General features: G+C 68.3%; 16 protein-coding genes and 1 pseudogene. 9 read left to right on the top strand and 8 right to left on the bottom strand.

Annotated elements, in window-relative coordinates; translation table 11 throughout:
• Positions 1-52: 52 nt before the first annotated feature.
• The 3 genes from ACLLJJ_RS32235 to ACLLJJ_RS32225 form a co-directional block, all read right to left on the bottom strand.
• The gene (locus tag ACLLJJ_RS32235; RefSeq protein ID WP_434597667.1) at positions 53-712 is read right to left on the bottom strand and encodes a CoA transferase subunit B; all 660 of its coding nucleotides are present in this window, start codon (positions 710-712) and stop codon (positions 53-55) included.
• 1 nt (position 713) lies between these two features.
• On the bottom strand, positions 714-1505 hold the full coding sequence (locus ACLLJJ_RS32230; RefSeq protein WP_434597665.1) for a CoA transferase subunit A: 792 nt from the start codon (positions 1503-1505) through the stop codon (positions 714-716).
• A gap of 598 nt (positions 1506-2103) precedes the next feature.
• The gene (locus ACLLJJ_RS32225) at positions 2104-3708 is read right to left on the bottom strand and encodes an extracellular catalytic domain type 2 short-chain-length polyhydroxyalkanoate depolymerase (RefSeq protein ID WP_434597663.1); all 1605 of its coding nucleotides are present in this window, start codon (positions 3706-3708) and stop codon (positions 2104-2106) included.
• A 236-nt stretch (positions 3709-3944) separates the two neighbouring features.
• On the opposite strand from ACLLJJ_RS32225, the gene ACLLJJ_RS32220 reads away from it, so the two are divergent.
• From ACLLJJ_RS32220 to ACLLJJ_RS32190, 7 genes and pseudogenes are all read left to right on the top strand, one after another.
• Positions 3945-4316 (top strand): hypothetical protein, encoded by a 372-nt coding sequence (locus ACLLJJ_RS32220; protein ID WP_434597661.1) that lies wholly within the window; start codon positions 3945-3947, stop codon positions 4314-4316.
• A 205-nt stretch (positions 4317-4521) separates the two neighbouring features.
• Positions 4522-4701, top strand: coding sequence for a transposase (locus tag ACLLJJ_RS32215; RefSeq protein WP_434597659.1), 180 nt, complete (start codon positions 4522-4524; stop codon positions 4699-4701).
• Positions 4650-4826 carry a hypothetical protein gene (locus ACLLJJ_RS32210; protein ID WP_434600702.1) on the top strand — a complete coding sequence of 59 codons (177 nt, stop codon included), beginning with the start codon at positions 4650-4652 and terminating at the stop codon, positions 4824-4826. The genes ACLLJJ_RS32215 and ACLLJJ_RS32210 overlap by 52 nt, the downstream gene beginning before the upstream one ends.
• A pseudogene (locus ACLLJJ_RS32205) lies at positions 4802-5134 on the top strand (IS3 family transposase); the annotation flags it as partial. The gene ACLLJJ_RS32210 and the pseudogene ACLLJJ_RS32205, both read left to right, overlap by 25 nt.
• 127 nt (positions 5135-5261) lie before the next feature.
• The gene (locus ACLLJJ_RS32200) at positions 5262-5738 is read left to right on the top strand and encodes a DDE-type integrase/transposase/recombinase (protein ID WP_434600580.1); all 477 of its coding nucleotides are present in this window, start codon (positions 5262-5264) and stop codon (positions 5736-5738) included.
• A gap of 721 nt (positions 5739-6459) precedes the next feature.
• Positions 6460-12723: a DNRLRE domain-containing protein gene (locus ACLLJJ_RS32195; RefSeq protein ID WP_434597657.1), complete on the top strand. Its 6264-nt coding sequence runs from the start codon at positions 6460-6462 to the stop codon at positions 12721-12723.
• A 107-nt stretch (positions 12724-12830) separates the two neighbouring features.
• Complete coding sequence (locus tag ACLLJJ_RS32190) at positions 12831-13367, top strand: hypothetical protein (protein WP_434597655.1); 537 nt, start codon at positions 12831-12833, stop codon at positions 13365-13367.
• 707 nt (positions 13368-14074) lie between these two features.
• Here the strand turns inward: ACLLJJ_RS32190 and ACLLJJ_RS32185 are convergent.
• Positions 14075-15514: a class I SAM-dependent RNA methyltransferase gene (locus ACLLJJ_RS32185; protein WP_434597653.1), complete on the bottom strand. Its 1440-nt coding sequence runs from the start codon at positions 15512-15514 to the stop codon at positions 14075-14077.
• Between the two features lie 115 nt (positions 15515-15629).
• A complete protein-coding gene (locus tag ACLLJJ_RS32180; protein WP_434597651.1) occupies positions 15630-17678 on the bottom strand; it encodes an APC family permease in 2049 nt (682 codons plus the stop codon).
• A gap of 288 nt (positions 17679-17966) precedes the next feature.
• Here ACLLJJ_RS32180 and ACLLJJ_RS32175 point away from each other — a divergent pair, with 288 nt between their 5' ends.
• Both ACLLJJ_RS32175 and ACLLJJ_RS32170 read left to right on the top strand, forming a co-directional pair.
• A complete protein-coding gene (locus tag ACLLJJ_RS32175; protein WP_434597649.1) occupies positions 17967-18635 on the top strand; it encodes a potassium channel family protein in 669 nt (222 codons plus the stop codon).
• Positions 18635-19312, top strand: a complete 678-nt coding sequence (locus ACLLJJ_RS32170) for a potassium channel family protein (protein WP_434597648.1) — start codon at positions 18635-18637, stop codon at positions 19310-19312. The genes ACLLJJ_RS32175 and ACLLJJ_RS32170 overlap by 1 nt, the downstream gene beginning before the upstream one ends.
• Before the next feature lie 73 nt (positions 19313-19385).
• On the opposite strand, the gene ACLLJJ_RS32165 is transcribed toward ACLLJJ_RS32170, so the two are convergent.
• From ACLLJJ_RS32165 to ACLLJJ_RS32155, 3 genes are read right to left on the bottom strand one after another with little or no spacing between them, the layout of a single operon-like run.
• Positions 19386-20126, bottom strand: a complete 741-nt coding sequence (locus ACLLJJ_RS32165) for a DUF3159 domain-containing protein (protein ID WP_434597646.1) — start codon at positions 20124-20126, stop codon at positions 19386-19388.
• 3 nt (positions 20127-20129) lie between these two features.
• Positions 20130-20528 (bottom strand): OB-fold nucleic acid binding domain-containing protein, encoded by a 399-nt coding sequence (locus ACLLJJ_RS32160; RefSeq protein WP_434597644.1) that lies wholly within the window; start codon positions 20526-20528, stop codon positions 20130-20132.
• A gap of 33 nt (positions 20529-20561) precedes the next feature.
• Entirely contained in the window at positions 20562-21245 is a 684-nt protein-coding gene (locus tag ACLLJJ_RS32155) for a response regulator (RefSeq protein WP_434597642.1), read from the bottom strand.
• Between the last annotated feature and the right edge of the window lie 10 nt (positions 21246-21255).

Raw genomic sequence — 21255 nt, 5'->3', positions numbered from 1 at the left:
TCAGCCGCGCCTGGCGGGCGTGCCAAGGGATGTGCGGAAGAGCCGCCGACCGCTAACCGGCGACCGTCGCGTCGAACTGCGCGGACAGCGTCAATTCGGCGGCCGTCGCGGCACGGACGTCGTCCACCGTCACTCCCGGGGCCAGCTCGCTCAGGCGGAAGCCCGCGGCGGTGATGTCGATGACCGCCAGATCGGTGATCACTCGCTGTACGACGGCCCGGCCGGTCAGTGGCAGGGTGCATTCCGACACGAGCTTCGGCGTTCCGTCCCTCGCGGTGTGCTCCATGAGGACGATCACCTTGCGGGCGCCATGAACCAGGTCCATGGCGCCGCCCATGCCCTTGACCATCTTGCCCGGGATCATCCAGTTGGCCAGATCGCCCGCGGAGGAGACCTGCATCGCGCCCAGTACGGCAGCGTCGATGTGACCGCCGCGGATCATGCCGAAGGACATCGCGGAGTCGAAGAACGACGCCCCGGGGAAAGTGGTGACCGTCTCCTTGCCCGCGTTGATCAGGTCTGCGTCCACCTCTTCGGAGACCGGGTACGGCCCCACGCCCAGGATGCCGTTCTCCGACTGCAGTACCACCTCGATATCCGGTGGCAGGTGGTTGGGGATGAGGGTCGGGAGTCCGATACCGAGGTTCACGTAGGTGCCGTCGGTCAGTTCCCGGGCTGCACGGGCCGCCATCTGTTCACGCGTCAGTGCCATGTCACAGGCCGCCTTCCTGCTCGGTGCGTTCGGTACGTATCGTCCGGCGCTCGATACGCCGCTCGGCCGCGGGGTCGTCGGGGACGACCCGGACCACCCGCTGGACGAACACGCCCGGCAGGTGAACCTCGTCCGGATCCAGTTCGCCCGGCTCGACCAGGTGCTCCACCTCGGCGATGGTGATACGCCCCGCCATCGCGGCCAGGGGATTGAAATTGCGCGCCGAGGAGCGGAAGACCAGGTTCCCGTGGCGGTCGCCGATCGTCGCCCGCACCAGTGCGAAATCGGTGGTGATGCCCTCTTCAAGGAGATGTTCCCGGCCGTTGAAGACCCTGGTCTCCTTGGGCGGCGAGGCCACGGCGACGCCTCCGTCACTGTCGTACCGCCAGGGCAGCCCGCCCTCCGCGATCTGAGTACCGGCTCCGGCCGGCGTGTAAAAGGCGGGGATACCCGCGCCTCCGGCCCGCAGCCGCTCCGCGAGAGTGCCCTGCGGAACCAGCTCGACCTCCAACTCGCCACTCAGGTACTGGCGGGCGAATTCCTTGTTCTCACCCACGTAGGAGCTGGTCATCCGGGAGATCCTGCCCTCCCGCAGCAGCAGTCCCAGCCCCCAGTCGTCCACACCGCAGTTGTTGGAGACCACTTCGAAACCGGCCGTGTCCCGCTGCAGCAGCGCATTGATCAGTGTGCCGGGAATCCCGCACAGTCCGAAGCCGCCTACAGCCAGTGACGCCCCGGCGGGAATATCCGCCACGGCCTCGGCCGCACCCGCGACCTCCTTGTCCAGACCCATTCGCTGCTCCTCTGTCCCGGTCTCAAGACGTTGATCCGCAGCCGGTCCGGTGCGTCCGGCCGACAGCCACGACCCTAGAAACCGGGGGCGCGTCAGAGCCATGGCGGGCAGCGACACAGTTGACGTGCTCGACATGTGGATGGGTACTGTCCAGGTGACCGACTCCCCTGGGACCGGACCTGTCCCGCCGTGCGGGGTGTCATGGCCCGGGGAGCCATGCCTCACCTCATGGACCGAGTGAACTGCCCCACAGGAACACTCTGCCGCCAGATACCCCCGGTCGCGTAGGCGCACCGCGAGCAGACCGCGAGAGTAGGGGTGCTGACCGGGTCGGGCTCCAGGTGGTGTCGACGAGGGTGCGGCGCGCGATGGCGGTGTTCCTCCGTCAGCGGCGCGACATGGCTCTCGTGGTTCAGTTCATGGGGCTCCTCAGTCGGCGGCGCTGCTCGGGGCCACGGGCATCGGGGCGCCGGCGCACAGCGGCACGGTCTGGCCGACCACCGCTCTGCCAGGCGCAGTTCATCGTCCATGGAGAGGAGGCGAAACTGTCGCGGTCTTGGCCCGGTTGCCCGGGACCACCGAGTGCGGCGGCTCTCTCCTACTTGTACTCGACGGTCAGGGTCGCCTGGGTGTCCTTGTTGAGGAACACATAGGCAGTCGACGTCGGGTTCCCCTCGAAGCGCAGCTTGACCTGAGTGGTTCCCGACCTGTTGATCGCGGACAGTCCGCTCGACGAAAGATTGGTGGAGGACTTGCTGCCCGAGGTGAACTTCGCGATCTCCGCCGCGCCGGGAGCAGTCGTGGAAGCGACCCAGTCGGAGGTCTCGACCGCGCAGCCGCCGAGGCAGCCTTGGTGGACGTCGACCAGCAGGCGGTTGCCGGCCGGGCTGGCCCAGGGGTCGCCCGATCCGCTGTTGCGGGTGACGGTCACATAGGCCCGGCTGATGGTCTTGCCGACCGGAATCTGAGAGGTGTCGAAGGACAGGAGCATCCGGTTGAACTTGGCGTCGCTGCCCCGGCCGACGGCCAGGCCGGAGGAACTCTCCAGCGTGCCCACCTCCGCTCCCGATCCGTCGGCGGCGGCCTTGACGTAACCGTCCTCGGCATCGTTGCTCGGCAGCGTGACCGACTGGCCGGCGGGCGGCGCGACTCCGCCTCGGAGAGCCTTCACCATTGCCATGATCGTCTCGATCTGCTTGCCACCATGCCTGGCGTAATCGGGGTCACCGAGATAACCCCACCAGTTCCAGCAACCGTTCGGGTTGTCCAGCGTCGCAGTCGCGATGGCCTGCGGGTACAGGACGATCAGGTTGTTGGTGTCGGCGTACTCGTTGAGATATGCCTTGTCCATGAACTTGTTGCCGAACCCCTGGTAGGAGTAGCCCTGCTTGCAGCCGTGGAGGGCTACGACCAGCTTGCACGCGGCACCGTCGGCACAGGATTTCGGTACGTAGACGAAGCCCTTCTCGTCCATGGAGATTGGCTTGGCCGTACCGCCAGAGGCGTACTTGTTCTGGTCGAACTCGATCAGGGTGCCATTGAGGGAGGAGCTGGGGGCCGCGACGGAACCGAGCAGGTGGTTCAGCATTTCGCGTTCCGCGTCGACGCCACAGTTGTTGATCCAGGGATTCTGAGTGACGGTGCAGGAGTTCGGCCCGATCGGGCTGATCCACGCATGCCCGGCGGACGTGCTCTTGTTGTAGAGCACAGATGCTCCGAACCGTCCGTAGAAGTCGGCCAGCGCGTCGACCACCGGCCGCTTGACCGTGGAGTCACCGGACCCGCTGAACGCGTAGACAGGGTCCCCGGAGAGATTGGCCACCGGATCAATGAGGCCCTGCGCCGACCAGTCCCTGGTGGTCTGCTCCAGCTGGGAGAGCTGGAGGCTTTGCGTGGTGTTCATGCAGGCGTTCAGGGCCTTGTTGAGATCGTTCTGCGCGCAGTAGTTCGGCCCTGATGCGAACACTCCCGATCCGCTGAACGTCCCGGAGTACGCTACGTGCAGCTGGGTGGCCATGTAGCCACCTGAGGAGACTCCGGCGCTGTATACGGCACCGATGTCGTAGGGCTTCAACTCCCCGGCCATCGGGGCGGGCACCGCCGCGACGGCGGGTATGGCTGTGGTCGCGGGGAGCACCTGAGCGGCGCCGAGAAGCAGCAAGGCCGCCAGTCGGTGGAACCAGGAAACGGGTGACGATCGCAAGGGATCCTCCACGGATGGCTGAGACACGATGCTCTGGATGTCCGGGAGATTAGATCCGCGTTACACAGGTGCCAATGGAGTCGACACCCACATGGGGCGGGGATTGCTATGGCGATCGCGGCCCTTGGCACACCGCAGCGAAGTGGTGCGTCAATGATCCCGTTTCAGTCAGGCGTTGCAGGTGAAGTGAGGGGCACAACCGTGCCGCGGCATCCGCCGACCTGGACCAGCGGTCGGTGAAGGCTGCCCCCGTTATCTTTTTCGCGGTCCTGCAAGAACTGGCCGAGCACTACATGCGCCACTTCGTCGCCCAGGCACGCCGGGAGACCGGCCTCGACATCGAGGAAACGATGTCGTCCTCCCCGCCGGACGTCCTGGAACCGACCGGTCTGACCCAGGTCGGCAACATCAGTATCCAGGGCATCCACCGGGCGGACATCGAGCGCGACACCGCCGAAGCAGTGCAGGACTACGTGATGGCGCGCTACTGGACAGTCTGGCCGGAATGCCCCACGCATCATCTCGGCTACCACCCGGCACTGACGGACGGCACCCCGCAGTGGGAGTGCTCGTCCGGGGGCCACCGCAGGTCGATGCTGGAGGACTGACGCCTGTCGGCGGCTCTCAGCCGAAGGCAGGGACACCGCGGACCGACACCCCGGAACGCCAGTCCTGCCCGTGAGCCACAGAACTCTCCTCACTCCCCGCCGGGGCGGCAGTTCGGACCGGAAGTGGTCCCCGCACATGCGGGGGTGGCCCCTCCTGTCTCTCCCCTCGTAGCGTGAAGACTGTGACTGCTGGGGAAGTTGGGTCATGGCAGAGCAGCGTCGGAAGTTTGAGCCGGAGTTCCGTGAGGGTGCGGTTCGGATCGTGATGGAGACGGGGAAGCCGGTCGCGCGGGTCGCACGGGATCTGGGCGTCGGCGAGGGGACTTTGGGGACGTGGGTGGCAGAGCCAGGAAGGCGTCCGAGAGCGCGAAGTCGGGTGGGCTGAGCAAGTCCGAGCGTGAGGAACTGCAGCGTTTGCGCGGGCAGGACGCCGAGAAGCTGAAGCGGATCAAGGAGCTTGAGATGGAGCGCGATGACCTCAAGCGATGCATGGTCCTCTGGGTGAAGTAGCCGGGAGGACGCCGGCCGAGCTGGCCGCGTTCATCGGTGACCAGAGGACCGAGTACGACATCCCACACCGGACGGCCTGCCGGGTACCGCGGGTGAGCGAGTCGTGGTTCTACAAGTGGCGGGACAAGCCGCACACCGGCCGTGAGCTGCGCAGACAGCACCTCGAAGCGGAGGTCGAGGAGATCTTCAAGGAGTCAGGTGGTACTTACGGATCGCCGAAGATCTTCATCCTGCTGGTTCGGAAGGGCTGGCGGATCTCGGTGAACACCGTTGCGAAGCTCATGGCTGAACTCGGCCTCGTCGCCCGTGTGGTGAAGCACCGCAGGGGTCTGACCAGGCAGGGAAAGCGGTCGGCCGCACCGGACTTCATGAACCGCGACTTCACCGCCGAACAGCCGGATCTCGTCCGGGCGGGCGACATGACCGAGATCGTGACTGGCGAGGGCAAGCTCTCCCTCGCCACCGTCATCGACCGACCTGTTCTCACGCCGCCTGCTCGGCTACGCGATGGCCGCCCATCACGACGCCGGCATGCTCGTCGCCGCGCTGAACATGGCCGCGGCCACCTGCGGCGGGGACGTCCGCGGCGTCATTTTCCACACGGACCGCGGGTCGGAATCTCCGTCTCGGAACTTCGGCCGGGCCTGCCGCAAGCTGGGCGTATTCCAGTCCATGGGCAGAGTCGGATCTTGTTTCGACAACGCCGTGAGCGAGGCATTCAACAGCGTCCTCAAGGTCGAGTACGTCCACCGGCACACCTTCCCCACCGGCGCCGAAGCTCGCATCAACATCGCCACCTGGATCACCGACTTCTACAACACCCGTCGGCTCCACAGCATTTGCAGCTTCAAGAGCCCGATCGACTACGAACACGAGTACCACGCCGGCCTCACCGTGGGGCTGGCCGCATAAGAGAAGTCTCCACGTTCCCAGGGGATTGACAATCCCTACGTGACGCGGGGATCGCCGCGCGGACCAACCCCCACTGATCAGCTGCGGCCCTGAACGACGGTGCGTTATGCCCTGGCGTACGGGCTGATCTGCTGCTTGCCGACCGGACGGGTATCCAGCGCCATGCGCAGGCGCTCCGCGATGCCCTGGTAATGCTGAACGAAGTTGAGGTCCCGGAGCTGGGCAGGCTCGGGCAGCTGCCAATACGGGGCAGGCCAGCGCTCGCAGGTTGTCCAGCCAAGGTCAGCCGAACGTGCTCGGGGTAGCCCGGTCCGCCGGGCGCCAGGAACCGCACGCCGACGTTGTCCATCGGGTTGAGGTAGACCAGAGCGGTGAACCACGGTGCGGCCTTGCGCGGGTGCTTGATCCGCAGCACCGTGAATCTTGTCACCCACCCCCTGACTCCCGCCCGAGCCAAGACCTCTTGACATCAACCAGCCACCCCACCGAGGCGCGAGCAGTATAAGTCCCTTATGCCGATTTGATCTTCATTCCACTCAGCCCCCGAAAGCCCTCGGCCCCAGAACGAGACCGCAGGTCGGCCCCCACGCTCAGCCTTCCGAGGCCCTCGAGCGCCCCCTCCACCTAATGGACAGATTTCCTCCACTTATCCTCACATTCCTTTTACATCTGTGCCTGCCCTGTTCACAGCGGCAGGCACACCTTCGTGGGGAGCACGTTGGTGACACCGATACCGATACCGCGTCGCGGCCACACGCCGCCCGGCCAAAGAAGCACTCTGCGCCGGCATAGACGCATCGCCCTCTGGCTGGCCGCAGCACTCGCCGCCGAGTCGGCGCTCGTCTCCCTCAACTCCGGTGCGGCACTGACCGTCACCGCGATAGCGCAGAAGACCCCCACAGCAGCCTCCTCCGAGGCCCCCACCCCAGCCTCCTCCGCGAACTCAACAGCCGAAGCACTCCTCATGGCCCGGCTGCAGAACCGCAAGATCGAGGTGTCCTCGGAGCGTTCGGCGACCACCACGACGTACGCGCTGCCCAGCGGCGAGCTACAAACGTCCGCCTACGCCGAGCCCGTCCGCACCAAGGCCGACGGCAAGTGGCGCGATATCGACACCTCGCTGTCTGACAACGGCGCCTCCCTGGAGCCGAAGACCACAGCCGCGGAGATCGCGCTGTCGAACGGCGGGGACAAGGCGCTCGCCTTGGTCACCCGCGACGGCACCTCCTTCGGGATCGGCTGGCAGGAGACCCTGCCCAAGCCTGAGATCAAGGATGACACCGCCGTCTACGGTCTCGGCGACGGCCAGAAGCTGACGGTCACCGCGCTGTCCCAGGGCTTCAGCCAGAATGTGCTGCTAAACAAGGCTCCGGACGCCCCGCTGGCGTACCGCATCCCCGTCAAGCTGGACGGGCTGAAGCTGTCGGAGGGAGACGGCGGACACCTGCTGCTCAAGGACGGCAAGGGCAACCTGGTGGCCGAGGCCCCGGCGCCGGCGATGTGGGACTCCTCCAAGGACCCGCGCTCGGGCGAGCCGAAGCACCAGGCCCGGATCCCCGCGGCGGTCGAGACCGCGGCCGACGGTTCGCAGACCCTCGTCCTGACCCCCGCAGCCTCCTTCTTCGACCAGGACCCGACCTACCCGGTCACCGTCGACCCGACCACGACGCTGGCGGTGACCACGGACACCTGGGTCGCCACCAACTACACCGACTCGCAGGTCTCGTCGGACGAGCTGAAGACGGGGACATACGACGCGGGCGCCACGAAGGCGCGTTCGTACCTGAAGTTCGACGTGGCCGCGTTCAAGGGAAAGCGGATCACAGACACGAACCTGGGGCTGTACTCGTACTACTCCTCAACCTGCCAGACCACCGGGTCGGGCACGCAGGTGCGGCGCATCACCGGTAGCTGGGACTCATCCACGATCACCTGGGGTGCGCAGCCCGCGACCACCGACGCGGGCGCGGTGACCAGCACCGCCGCCAGGGGCTACAACTCCAGCTGCCCAGCGGGCACCGTCGACTTCGACACCGACGCGATCGTGCAGGCCTGGGCGGACGGGCAGCCCAACCACGGCCTGCAGGTCCGGGGCGTCAGCGAGACGGACTCGCTGACCTGGCGCCGGTTCCGCTCGGCCAACTACGTCAGCGGCGACCACGCGCAGGAGCCGCACTTGTCGGTGACGTACACCTCCTATCCGGGCACGCCGACCGCGCCAACGATCTCGCCGTCCGCCGTAAACGCGTACAACGGCACCCGGTACGTCACCTCGCTGACGCCGACGCTGTCCGCGAAGGTCACCGACCCCGACGGCGGCACCGTCCACGCCCAGTTCGAGATCAGCCCGGACCCGGCGTACAACGACACGACCTACACGTACACCGGCACCAGCGCCGCGGTGGCGTCCGGGGCGAACGCGCCCCTGACGCTCCCCACCGCCAACAAGCTGCCGTCGGGGCCGAAGCTCCGCTACCGCGTGCGCGGGTACGACGGCACCGTCTACGGGCCGTGGAGCGCGTACCAGTCGTTCGGCGTGAACACCGCTCTGCCTGCCGCGCCCTCGATCAGCTGCGCGTCGTACGAGAAGGACACCTGGATCGCCCGCGCGAGCGAGCCGGTGACCTGCACCCTCGACACCACCGCCACCGACGGCCAGGGCTACCTGTGGGGCCTGAACGACACGAGCCTGCCGCACCGAGTGGACGACAAGGCCAACGGCACCGGCGGTGACGCACTCACCATCTCGATCAACCCGGCCGACGGCTGGCACACCCTGCACGCCAGGACGGTCGACGCCGGCGGCAACGTGTCCACCGACAGCACCGCGTACGCGTTCGGCGTGGGTGCCGACGGCGCCGCTGTTCTCTCTCCGCAGGACGGCGACACCACGGCACGGCGCCTGACGCTCGCCGCCCGCGGCAAGCCCACGTACACCGGGGTAACCTGGCAGTACCGGCGCGGCGAAACCGACACCTGGCGCACCGTCCCCATCGGTGACGTCACTGCCGCGGGCAGCACCGTCGCCGCCTGGCCGGTGAAGGTGACCGCAGGCACGGCCACGCCGCTGGTGTGGAACGCCGTGGGCACGCTCGCCGAGGACGGACTGATCGAGCTCCGCTCCGTGTTCACCGACGGCACCACCAGCGGCAACTCGCAGACCACCCAGGTCACCCTGGACCGCGACGCCGGCACCGCACCGCAGGCCCAGGTCGGCCCCGGCGAAGTGAACCAGCTCACCGGTGACTACACGGTGACGGTCACGGACGCGTCCGCCTTCGACGCGAACGTGACGCGCACCTACTCGTCGCGGGCCAACGACACGGACACCGAGGGCCAGGCGCAGATCTTCGGCGCCCAGTGGTCCGCCTCCGTCCGCGCGGACGGCTCAGACAACGGCTACACGCAGATCCGCAAGACCTCCGACGTGTCCGTCGAACTGCTCAGCTCGGACGGCGGCTCCGTCGCCTTCACCGCCACCGCCGCCGCCACCGGTGGCTGGCAGCCCGAGCCCGGCTCCGAGTCGCTCACCCTTACGGGCAAGCTCTCGGGGGCGACGTTCACGCTGAAGGACAGCGACGCGAACGTCACCGTGTTCGCCAAGGCGGACGACAGCGCGACCACCTGGAGTCTGGCGTCCACCGCCACGGCAGTCGACGACTCGACGGTCACGGTCGCTTCCGAGACGGTCACGGAGGGCGGCAAGAAGCTCACCCGGCCCAAGTACGTCGTCTCGCCCACCGGCGCGGTCACTGCGGCCGTCTGCCTAGCCACACCGTCAGCCAAGGGCTGCCGCGTCACGGAATTCGTGTACGCGGCCTCCTCCACGGCCACGACGACCTCGCTCGGTGACTACGCGAACCAGGTCAAGGCCATCCGGCAGTGGGCCACCAACCCCGGGGCCGACGCGGCCACGGCCGAGACCCTCACCTCGTACACGTACGACAGCTCCGGCCGACTGCGCCAGGTCTGGGACCCGCGCGCCTCTCCCGCGCTGAAGATCGCCTACACGTACGACGCCGACGGGCGCATGGCCACCGTCACCGAGCCGGGCGAACAGCCTTGGACCTTCACCTACGGCAAAGCCGGCTCGGCGCTCACCGCCGGTGCCGGGATGCTGATGAAGGTCTCGCGTCCCACGCTGGCCGAGGGCTCCGCGCAGCAGACGTCCGGCACCGCCGTGACCACGGTGGTGTACGACGTGCCGCTGACTGGTGCCAAGGCCCCGCGTCCGATGGGCGCCGCGACCGTGGCCTCCTGGGCGCAGGAGGACGCGCCCACCGACGCCACCGCGGTGTTCCCCGCCGACGCGGAGCCGGCGTCCAGCACCGGCGGCGACCTGGCGGCCGACGCGTACGCGCGTGCGACCGTCAGCTACATCAACGCCAACGGCGAGGAGGTCAACACCGCGACCCCGGGCGGCGGCCTGAGCGTCGCCGAGTACGACGCGCACGGCAACATCGTTACCGAACTGTCCGCAGTGGACCGCGCACTCGCCCTGGACCAGGGCGAGAACGCCGCCGAGCGGCTGGTCCTGCTCGGCCTGACCGACCTGACCACGGCTGCGCGCGCCGAGCTGCTGTCGTCCAAATCCGTGTACGCCGCCGACGGCTGGCGCCTCCTCGACGAGTACGGCTCGCTCCACCCGATCACCCTCACGCAGGCCATGAACGGCGGTATAGGCGCGGCCACACTCCCGGCGGGGACGGTCGTCAACGCCCGTACCCACGTGGCCTACACCTACGACGAGAACCGCCCGTCCGACGCGGTGGTCGCAGACCTGGTCACCACCACCGCCACCGGTGCCTCGGTCGCGGGCTACCCCGCCGACGGAGACGTCCGGCGGACGTCCACCACCTACGACTGGGCGACGGGCCAGGAAGCGGACCAGATCCAGGACCCGGGCGGCAAGACGATCACCACGCGCACCACGTACGACGCGGCGCACCGCACGGCCACCACCCGGCGCCCCGCCTCCGACGGCGCCGACGCAGGCACCCTGGTCCACGCGTACTACACCGCGGACGGCACCGGCACCTGCGGGAACCGACCCGAATGGGCGGGCCTGCTCTGCCGCACGACGCCCGCGGCGAACGTCACCGGCGGCGGGAGCAACCCGGCGGTGCTGATCAACACCATCTACACGTACGACCGCTGGGGCCGCGTAGCGGCCAAGGCGGAAACCGCAGGCGTGGCCACTCGCACAACCACGAACACCCTGGACACGGCGGGCCGCACCACGAAGGCCGAGGTCACCGGCGGCATCGGAACGGCGACGCCCGCGACGACCTACACCTACGACCAGAACACCGGCCGGACGCTGACGCAGTCGTCCGGCGGAAAGACCGTCACCAACAGGTACGACACCCTAGGCCGGCTCTACTCGTACGATGACGGGGCCGGCAACGTCACGACCACTGTCTTCGACGCCCTGGACCGGCCGGTGAAGATCACCGACTCGGCGCCGTCGACGGTGACGTACACCTATGACACCGCGGGCAACCGGAAGACGCTCACGGACTCGGCCGCCGGAACTTTCGAGGGAACCTACGACGTCGACGGCAACCTCACCCGGCAGACGCTGCCCGGCGGCAACACCCTGACGCTGACCACCGACTCAGAAGGACACCGCACCGGCAAGACCTACACCGCGCCCGACGGCACCCCGGTGCTCTCGGACACCGCCGCCTACACGGCCCACGGTCGGCAGACGGGCCACACGCAGAGCGACGGCGTCTCGATCGAGACGGACTACGCCTACGACGGTGCCGGGCGCCTCACGCAGGCGTCGGACACCACCGTGACCGGATGCGTCACGCGTGCCTACGCGTTCGACGCGAACAGCAACCGCACGTCCCTGACGACCCGTTCGGACGACTGCGACAGCGCCACGGACGACACCGTCGAGGACACCGTCCGCTACGCCCACGACAGCGCCGACCGGCTCACCACCCATACCTACGACGACTTCGGCCGCACCACGGCCAAGGACGGCACGGACCTGGCGTTCTACACCAACGACCTCGCCACCACGCAGACCCGCGGCTCCAGCCGGAGCACCTGGCAGCTCGACGCGGCGGGCCGGCTCGCCGTCCAGGCCACCGAGTCGAAGAACGGGACGGCCTGGCAGCGCGACACCACGGTGACCAACCACTACGGCTGCGCCTGCGACAGCCCGACCTGGACCACCGACGGCACCACCGTCACCCGGTACGTGTCCGACCTCGACGGAGACATGACGGCTCGCACCCCGTCCGGGGGCGCGACCGTTCTCCAACTCTCCAACCTCCAGGGCGACATCGCCGTCCAGCTGCCGCTGGACCAAAGCGGCGCCGTCACCGTCCAGCACTTCGACGAGTACGGCCGCGGGGCGACGGGACCCGCGTACGGATGGCTGGGCAGCCAGCAGCGGGCGACGGCGGCGGTCACCGGCGACGTCGTCATGGGCGTTCGCCTCTACGACCGGTCACTGGGCCGCTTCCTGTCGGCCGACCCCGTGTACGGGGGCAGCTGCAACGCGTACGAGTACGTGTGCGGCGACCCGGTAAGCGGTGTCGACCTCGGCGGCACCAGCCTCAAGTACCGTGACCAGCACGCGTGCACCAAGTACACATGCATCGGCATACGCCGCTCCTGCGACAGCAAGAACCGCTGCGCGCTGTCCCACTACCTGACCTTCCGCAAGCATTGGCGCAACGCCTACATCCACCGCGGAGCGGTGTGGACCATCAGCGTCGACGGCTTCTACGTCAAGAAGGAGACGTACAGCCACGGCGAGAACGGCAAGTACAAGTTCCACGGATACTGGTACAGCAACAACAAGGACAAGGGGCGCGGCTGGTTCAAGTGCAGCTTCTGGACCTGCCGCCTGGACCCGGGTGACAAGGTGATCGTCACCTGGGCGGGGACCGCGACCCTGGGCGGCCGTAGTTACGGCTGGAGCGCCGGCCAGACCTTCTCCGGCGGTGGCCGTTACCACCGCTAGCACCATCTCGCTCCACCCCGGGGGCCGGCCGTCCGCACGTCGACGGCCGGCCCCCGGGCTCGTAGGCCCCCCCGGACTTGTACGCACCCCACCGAGGAGCTCGCCCCATGCCCGACACGCCCGGCGACGGCCCCGACGCCCTGACCCCCGCTTTTCTCGCCTGGGCCCGCAGCCTGTGCGAGGACCTGTGGCTCGGGCTCGGCGAGATCGACGCGTCCAACGACTTCCTGGCCTTCCTGTGGCGGACCTTCTCCGACAACGGCGAAGCCCCATCGGACCGCATCGCGCCCCTGGTACAGCAGCGAAGGATCGAACTGGCCGAGCACTACATGCGCCACTTCGTCGCCCAGGCACGCCGGGAGACCGGCCTCGACATCGAGGAGACGATGTCGTCCTCCCCGCCGGACGCCCTGGAACCGACCGGTCTGACCCAGGTCGGCAACATCAGTATCCAGGGCATCCACCGGGCGGACATCGAGCGCGACACCGCCGAAGCAGTGCAGGACTACGTGATGGCGCGCTACTGGACAGTCTGGCCGGAATGCCCCACGCATCATCTCGGCTACCACCCGGCACTGACGGACGGCACCCCGCAGTGGGAGTGCTCGTCCGGGGGCCACCGCAGGTCGATGCTGGAGGACTGACGCCTGTCGGCGGCTCTCAGCCGAAGGCAGGGACACCGCGGACCGACACCCCGGAACGCCAGTCCTGCCCGTGAGCCACAGAGCTCTCCTCACTCCCCGCCGGGGCGGCAGTTCGGACCGGAAGCGGTCCCCGCACATGCGGGGGTGGCCCCTCCCCCTCTCGCACCAACATCTCGCGGCCCTCGTGATCCCCGCGCATGCGCGGGGGCGGCCCCATGCAGGCTGCGCCGATCTGGGCCATGTCGTTACCGAAAGCAGGAGTTCACTGCCTCCCGCACCCGTACTCCTGCCAGCGTCAGCGAAATCGCAAAGCGGGGAGGGCCCACGCACGCTCGCGCAGGCGCCGGAGAGACCGCTCGCGGTAGAAGGCACCACAACTCGTCGTCAGCGGACCAAGATCCGGGCCATTCCAGGACCATCGCCACTCACCACAGCCCAGAAATCGCTGTTTTGACTGGTCAGCAAGGCAATGGTCCTGGTACCACCAGCAGACGAAGAACCTACTGGGTACTACGCACACGTGGCCGAGCAAAACCGCTTGAGCACCACGAAATTCCCGGCAACCTGCCACACACGCGCAGCCAGCAGACCGCCTGACCAGCGACGCGAAATACCTGACGACCCATCAGAGTGAGCGTCACGAGCGTCATTTCAGCGTCAAGATATCGCCCGTAACACCCACACCGCACACCACCCCAAACGGCAGGTCAGGCATCCTTCTTGATCGGCTCAAGAATCACAACGCACTCCACGTGGTGCGTCATCGGGAACAGGTCGAACGCCCGCATCGTGCGCGGCTTGTAGCCGCCCTCGCGGAAGTACGCCAGGTCGCGCGCCAGCGCCGCCGGGTCGCAGGCGACGTAGGCGATGCGGCGGGCGCTCAGGGCCGACAGGAGCTTGACCGTCTGCTTGCCCGCTCCCGCGCGCGGCGGGTCCAGGACGATCAGGTCGGTCTTGGCGATGCCCGTGCGGGGCAGGACCTGCTCGACCTTGCCCTGCTCGATGCGGACGTAGTCCATGTCCTGGAGGTTGTGCCTGGCGTCCTCGACGGCGCGCTTGCTGGTCTCGATGCCGAGCACCGCGCCCTTGTCGCCGATGCGCTCCGCGATGCCGCCCGCGAACAGGCCGACGCCGCAGTACAGGTCGAGGGCGGACTCGCCCTTGCGCGGCATCAGGCCCTGCATGACGGCCTTGAGCAGGATGTCCGGCGCCTGCGGGTGGGTCTGCCAGAAGCCGCCCATGCCGACGCGGTAGGTGCGGTCGTCGGCCCGCTCGCGGACGAAGGCGCGGCCGTGCACCCGGTGCACTCCCCCGTCGTGCTCCTCCACGCGCAGGACCGAGACGGGCTTGTCGAGCTCGACCAGCGGCAGCCGGCCGCCCTTCTCGGGGGTGAGGATGACCTGGCGGTCGTTGGAGCCGGTGGCGGAGATGGCTTCCACCGAGGCCAGCTGCGGCCACTTGTGCTTCTCGATGCCCAGCTCGCTGACGCCCGGGGCGGCGATCAGGCAGCGGTCGATGGGCTGGACCTCGTGCGAGCGGTGCTTGCGCAGTCCCGCGTGGCCTTCGGGGTCGATGGTGTACTGCACCCGGGTGCGCCACGCGGGCACCTCGCCCTGGGGCAGCTTGTCGCCGGGGGCGGGCATGACCGTTCCGTCCCAGCCCGCCTCCTCCGGCGTGAGGCCCGCGAGCCGCTGGAGCTGCTCGGTGATGACCTCGCCCTTGAGCCGCCGCTGGGCGCCCGGCTTCGCGTGCTGCCAGTCGCAGCCGCCGCACATGCCGGGGCCCGAGTAGGGGCAGGGCGCTTCGATGCGGTCCTTGGAGGCCTCGATGACCTCGACCGCGTCGGCGCGCAGGTAGCGGGAGGTCTCGTCGCCGTCCGTCACACGGGCGATGACCTTCTCACCGGGCAGCGCGTGCCGTACGAACAGCACCCGGCCCGCGGCCGTGCGGGCGATGCAGTGGCCGCCGTGGGCGACGGGGCCGACCTCGACCTCGTACTCCGTGCCGATCAGCGAGTCCGGCACGAACGGCGCTTTGGCCTCCGCCGGGGCCGAAGCGTCCGGCGCTTCCGTCGCGTCGGTGGTGTGTACGTCCGGGGCCCCCGCCACGTCCCGCGTTTCCTTGGTTTCCTTGGATTCTGACTGCATGACGGGGTGACTCCAGAGGATCAAGGGGGAACGGCCGGACTACAGCCCACCAGTCTACGTGGGTGTGGTCCGGCCGTTCACCACGGCGAAGCGGCGCCGGTGAGGCGCGCGCCGGTCAGCTCTTGCCCGAGGGCTCCTTGGGCCGGCGGTCCACCGGTCCACGGCGCACCGCGCCCGGCGCGCTCCAGTTCTGCTGCCGCTTCGCCCGCTTCTTCGCGGCCTCGGACGACACCAGCTGGTACGGGACCGAGGTGACCATCACACCCGGGGTGAAGAGCAGCCGCCCCTTGAGCCGCAGGGCGCTCTGGTTGTGCAGCAGGTGCTCGTACCAATGCCCCACCACGTACTCGGGGATGTACACGCTGACGGCGTCACGCGGGCTCTGGCGGCGCAGGCCCTTCACGTACTCGATGATCGGCCGGGTGATCTCGCGGTACGGCGAGTCGAGGATCTTCAGCGGCACATTGATGCCGCGCCGCTCCCACTCGTCCTTGAGCGCCTTCGTCTCGACCGGGTCGACGCTGATGGAGAGCGCCTCCAGGGTGTCGGAGCGCGTCAGCTTGGCGAACGCGAGGGCCCGCAGCGTCGGCTTGTGCACCTTGGAGACCAGGACGATGGAGTGGACCCGCGACGGACGGACGCTGTCGTCGGACGGGCCCTCGTCGGCGGCGATCTCCTCGGCGACCCGGTCGTAGTGCTTACGGATCGCGCTCATCGTCCCGTAGAAGATCACCATGCCGAGCAGCGCGACCCACGCGCCGTGGGTGAACTTGGTGGCCAGGACGACGACGAGCACCATGCCCGTGAAGAAGGCACCGAAGGTGTTGATCGCGCGCGAGCGCATCATGCGGCGACGCTCGGCCTGCTTCTTCTCGGTCCGCAGGTGTCGGTTCCAGTGCCGCACCATGCCGATCTGGCTGAGCGTGAAGGACACGAAGACACCGACGATGTAGAGCTGGATCAGCTTGGTCGAGTCGGCGCCGTACACCCACACCAACAGGATGGCCGCGCCCGCCAGCAGCACGATGCCGTTGGAGAAGGCGAGGCGGTCGCCGCGGGTGTGCAGCTGGCGCGGCAGGTAGCGGTCCTGCGCGAGGATCGAGCCGAGCAGCGGGAAGCCGTTGTACGCCGTGTTGGCGGCCAGGAAAAGGACGAGCGCGGTGGCGGCGGCGAGCACGATGAACAGGAACGTGCCGTCGCCGAAGACCGCGGCGGCGACCTGAGAGATCACCGGGTCCTGGATGTAGTCCGCGCCCACCGCGACGCCGTTGTGGATCAGGTCCTTCGCCGGGAACTCGGCCATCTTCACGTCGGTGGCCATAGCGAGACCGATGATGCCGCAGAACATCGTGACGGCCAGGCCGCCCATCAGGGCGAGCGTGGTGGCGGCGTTCTTGCTCTTGGGCTTGCGGAACGCGGGCACGCCGTTGCTGATCGCCTCGACGCCGGTGAGCGCGGCGCAGCCGGAGGAGAAGGCGCGCAGCAGCAGGAAGACGAGCGCGAAGCCGGCGATGCCCTGGTGCTCGGGCTTGATCTCGTAGTCGGAGGTCGGCGCGTGCATGGTGTCGCCCAGCGCGAAGCCGCGGAAGGCACCCCAGACGATCATGGTGAAGACGCCCGCGACGAAGACGTACGTCGGGATCGCGAAGAGCTTGCCCGACTCCCGTACGCCGCGCAGGTTCATGACCGTCAGCAGCACGATGACACCGATGGCGCACAGCACCTTGTGCTCGATGACGAAGGGGACCGCGGAGCCGAGGTTCTCGATGCCCGAGGAGATCGACACGGCGACGGTGAGGACGTAGTCGACGAGCAGGGCGCTGGCGACGGTCAGACCGGCCCGGGGGCCGAGGTTGGTGTTGGCGACCTCGTAGTCGCCGCCCCCGCTCGGGTACGCGCGCACGTTCTGGCGGTACGAGGCGACCACGGTGAACATCAGCACCACGACAGCGACCGCGATCCACGGGCTGAATTGGTAGGCCGACACGCCCGCGATGGACAGCACCAGGAGCACTTCCCCGGGTGCGTATGCGACGGAGGAGAGCGGGTCGGAGGCGAAGACGGGAAGTGCGATGCGCTTGGGAAGAAGGGTCTCTCCCAGCTTGTCGCTGCGCAGCGCCCGGCCGATCAGGATCCGTTTGGGCACGTCGGTCAGTTTGGACACGGAGAGGATCGTAAGCGTTCGATATGGGCACCGCTCATCCACCACCCCCCACGGGCACGGAATCTCCTGCCACTGTCCTCCTCCCGCAGCCCGTCGCGCCCGAATGGCACCGGGATGGACGGCGTGGTCGGTGGCGTGTTCGGAGTTGCCGCTACGGTGGACCGAGACAGGGGCGGGGCACTGTTGGGCACTTCTGCCCCGCGCCACCCCGGTGAGCCGAGAAGGAAGATGTGAACAGGGTGTTTCTGCAGGTCAGCCGGGCGACCAGGAGTGCGGGGTAACGGGACGATGCACGTCGTCATCATGGGTTGCGGACGAGTGGGAGCCGCACTCGCGCAGACTTTGGAGCAACGGGGGCACACGGTCGCCGTGATCGACCAGGACCCCACGGCCTTCCGCCGTCTGGGCTCCGGGTTCGGTGGCCGCCGGGTCAACGGGGTCGGCTTCGACCAGGACACCCTCCGCGAGGCGGGCATCGAGGAAGCCGGTGCGTTCGCCGCGGTGAGCAGCGGTGACAATTCCAACATCATCGCCGCCCGGGTGGCCCGCGAGATGTTCGCCATCGAGAACGTCGCGGCCCGTATCTACGACCCGCGTCGCGCCGAGGTCTACCAGCGCCTGGGCATCCCCACCGTCGCCACGGTCCGCTGGACGGCCGACCAGATGCTGCGGCGGCTGCTGCCGTCCGGGGCCGAGCCGCTGTGGCGCGACCCGAGTGGCGGGGTGCAGCTCGCCGAGGTGCACACCTCGCCCGCCTGGATCGGCCACAAGATCAGCAAGCTGCAGGAGGAGACCGGCGTACGTGTCGCGTTCCTCACCCGGCTGGGCGAGGCGATTCTGCCGACGTCTCAGACCGTGCTGCAGGAGGGCGATCTGGTGCACGTCATGATGCACACCGAGGACATCGCGAAGGTCGAGGGCGCCTGCGCGCAGGGTCCCGAAGAAGGCGGTCAGTGATGCGGGTCGCTATTGCCGGGGCCGGCGCGGTGGGACGTTCCATCGCGGCCGAGCTGTTGGAGAACGGGCACGAGGTGCTCCTGATCGACAAGGCGCCGACCGCCATCTCGGTGGAGCGGGTGCCGCTCGCCGAGTGGCTGCTGGCCGACGCCTGCGAGATCACCTCGCTGGACGAGGCCGCGCTCCAGCGCTGCAACGTGGTGATCGCGGCGACGGGTGACGACAAGGTCAACCTGGTCGTCTCGCTGCTCGCCAAGACCGAGTACGGGGTGCCGCGGGTCGTCGCCCGCGTCAACAACCCCAAGAACGAGTGGCTGTTCAACGAGTCCTGGGGTGTCGATGTCGCGGTCTCCACTCCGCGCCTGATGTCGGCACTGGTCGAGGAGGCGGTGAGCGTCGGTGATCTCGTACGGCTGCTGCGCTTCAGCCACGGCGATGCCAACCTCGTCGAGCTGACCCTGCCGCCCGAGTCGGCGCTGGCGGGCACGCAGGTCAGCGATGTGGCGTGGCCCGAGGACACCTCGCTGGTCACCATCATCCGCGGTACGCGTGTGCTCACGCCGACCCCGGAGGAGACCCTGGAGCCGGGCGACGAGCTGCTGTTCGTGGCGGCGCAGGCGCGCGAGGAGCAGCTGGAGGACCTGTTGTCGGTCCGCAAGCAGGACACGTCGGGCTGACAGCTCCGTACACACGCGGGTGGGGCCCGGAACCGACCAGGTTCCGGGCCCCACCTCTTTCGCGTACGGGCGGTCAGGCCTCGCTGCTCCGCGTCTGGGCCGCCTTGCGCTCGTTCTCGGCCTGCTCCTTCGCCTCCATCTCGGCGAACACGTCGATCGGCGCCGGCGCCTTCGCCAGGAAGACCCAGGTCAGATAGACCGCGAGGAGGAACGGCGGGATCTTCAGCGAGACGAGCACCCAGCCGAGCTGCGCGGTGTCGGCCCACCAGTAGAGCGGGAAGAGGATCGCGCACTTGGCCAGCAGGATCAGGCCCCAGGCGTAGCTCGCCTTGGCGTACGCCTTCTTGCGGCCCGGGTTCCTGGTGCGCCAGGAGAGGTTCTCCTTGAAGACCGGGCCGAGGATCAGGCCGATCAGCGGGACTCCGGCGAGTGTGGTGCCGATGTACGCGACGGCCAGGCCCAGCGTGTAGATCATGCCGGGCAGGTAGAAGTCCTTGGCGTTGCCGGTCATCATCGCGAAGACGACACCGAAGGCGACGCCGAAGACCCCGCTGAAGGCGTGCTTCACGGTGTCCCGGCGGATCAGCCGTACGGCGACGAGCAGCAGGGACACCCCGAGGGCGGCGATGGCCGAGACGTGCAGGTCTTTGTTGATCGTGAAGATCGTCACGAACAACAGGCCGGGAAGCACGGTTTCCACCATGCCCCTGACCCCGCCGAAGGCCTCGAACAGTGCGGCTTCCGTGACGGCTTTCGCGTCGTCGGCCTCGCTGCTGCCTTGATCCGTGGTGGTCGGCTTGTCGAGAGACGTCACCGGCTACTCCTGTCCGAGCGGTCGGAGTTCATATTTGGGGTTGAACAGCACACGGCGTCCGTGACTCATGGATATCCGGCCCGAGGCTATGAGCCTGCGTCCCGGTTCTATGCCCACGATGGACCGCCGGCCCAGCCACACCACGTCCAGGGGCGCGGTGCCGTCGAACAGCTCCGCCTCCAGGGCGGGCACGCCGGCGCGTGGACGCAGGGTGACCGTGCGCAACGTACCAGTCACTTTGACGATCTGGCGGTCGTCGCAGTCGCAGATGCGTGAGCACCCCGCGGCCTGGGCGTCCTCCTGCAGCTCCGCGGAGTGCAGATCGTCCTGCGAGGTGGACAGCCGGTCGAGCATGCGGCGGAACCGGCCGGCAGGCTTCTCCGAACGAGGTACGGCACTCATACCAGAAGCGTACCGGGGAGTGGGCCGCACGGATCACCGCTCGAAGCGGTATCCCATTCCGGGCTCGGTGACGAAGTGCCTGGGGTGCGAGGGGTCCGCTTCCAGCTTGCGGCGCAGCTGGGCCATGTAGACCCGCAGATAGTTGGTCTCCGTGCCGTAGGAGGGGCCCCAGACCTCCTGGAGGAGCTGTTTCTGGCTGACCAGGCGGCCGGTATTGCGTACGAGCACTTCGAGCAGGTGCCACTCGGTGGGCGTCAGCCGCACGTCGCGGCCTTCGCGGTGCACCTTCTTCGCGGCCAGGTCGACGGTGAAGTCGTCCATCTCGATGATCACGTCGCCCTCGGCGGAGCCGACCGGCTCGGCCCTGCGGACCGAGGCGCGCAGCCGGGCCAGCAGCTCGTCCATGCCGAAGGGCTTGGTGACGTAGTCGTCGGCGCCGGCGTCCAGCGCCTCGACCTTCTCGTCCGAGGTGTGGCGGGCGGACAGCACGAGGATCGGCACCCGGGTCCAGCCGCGCAGCCCCTTGATCACGTCGACGCCGTCCATGTCGGGCAGCCCGAGGTCCAGGACGATCACGTCGGGGTGGCGGGCGGCGGCGAGCTGGAGCGCGGTGGCTCCGTCGTGGGCCGCGTCCACCTCGTACTTGCGCGCCTTGAGATTGATCACGAGGGCGCGAACGATCTGCGGCTCGTCGTCGACCACCAGCACCCGGGTCATCGGGGGCCTG

The organism is Streptomyces sp. A5-4, assembly GCF_051131715.1.
Classification (GTDB): Bacteria; Actinomycetota; Actinomycetes; order Streptomycetales; family Streptomycetaceae; genus Streptomyces.
Note: the sequence above shows the minus strand (reverse complement) of the source record. Positions and strands in the feature narration are given on the sequence as shown.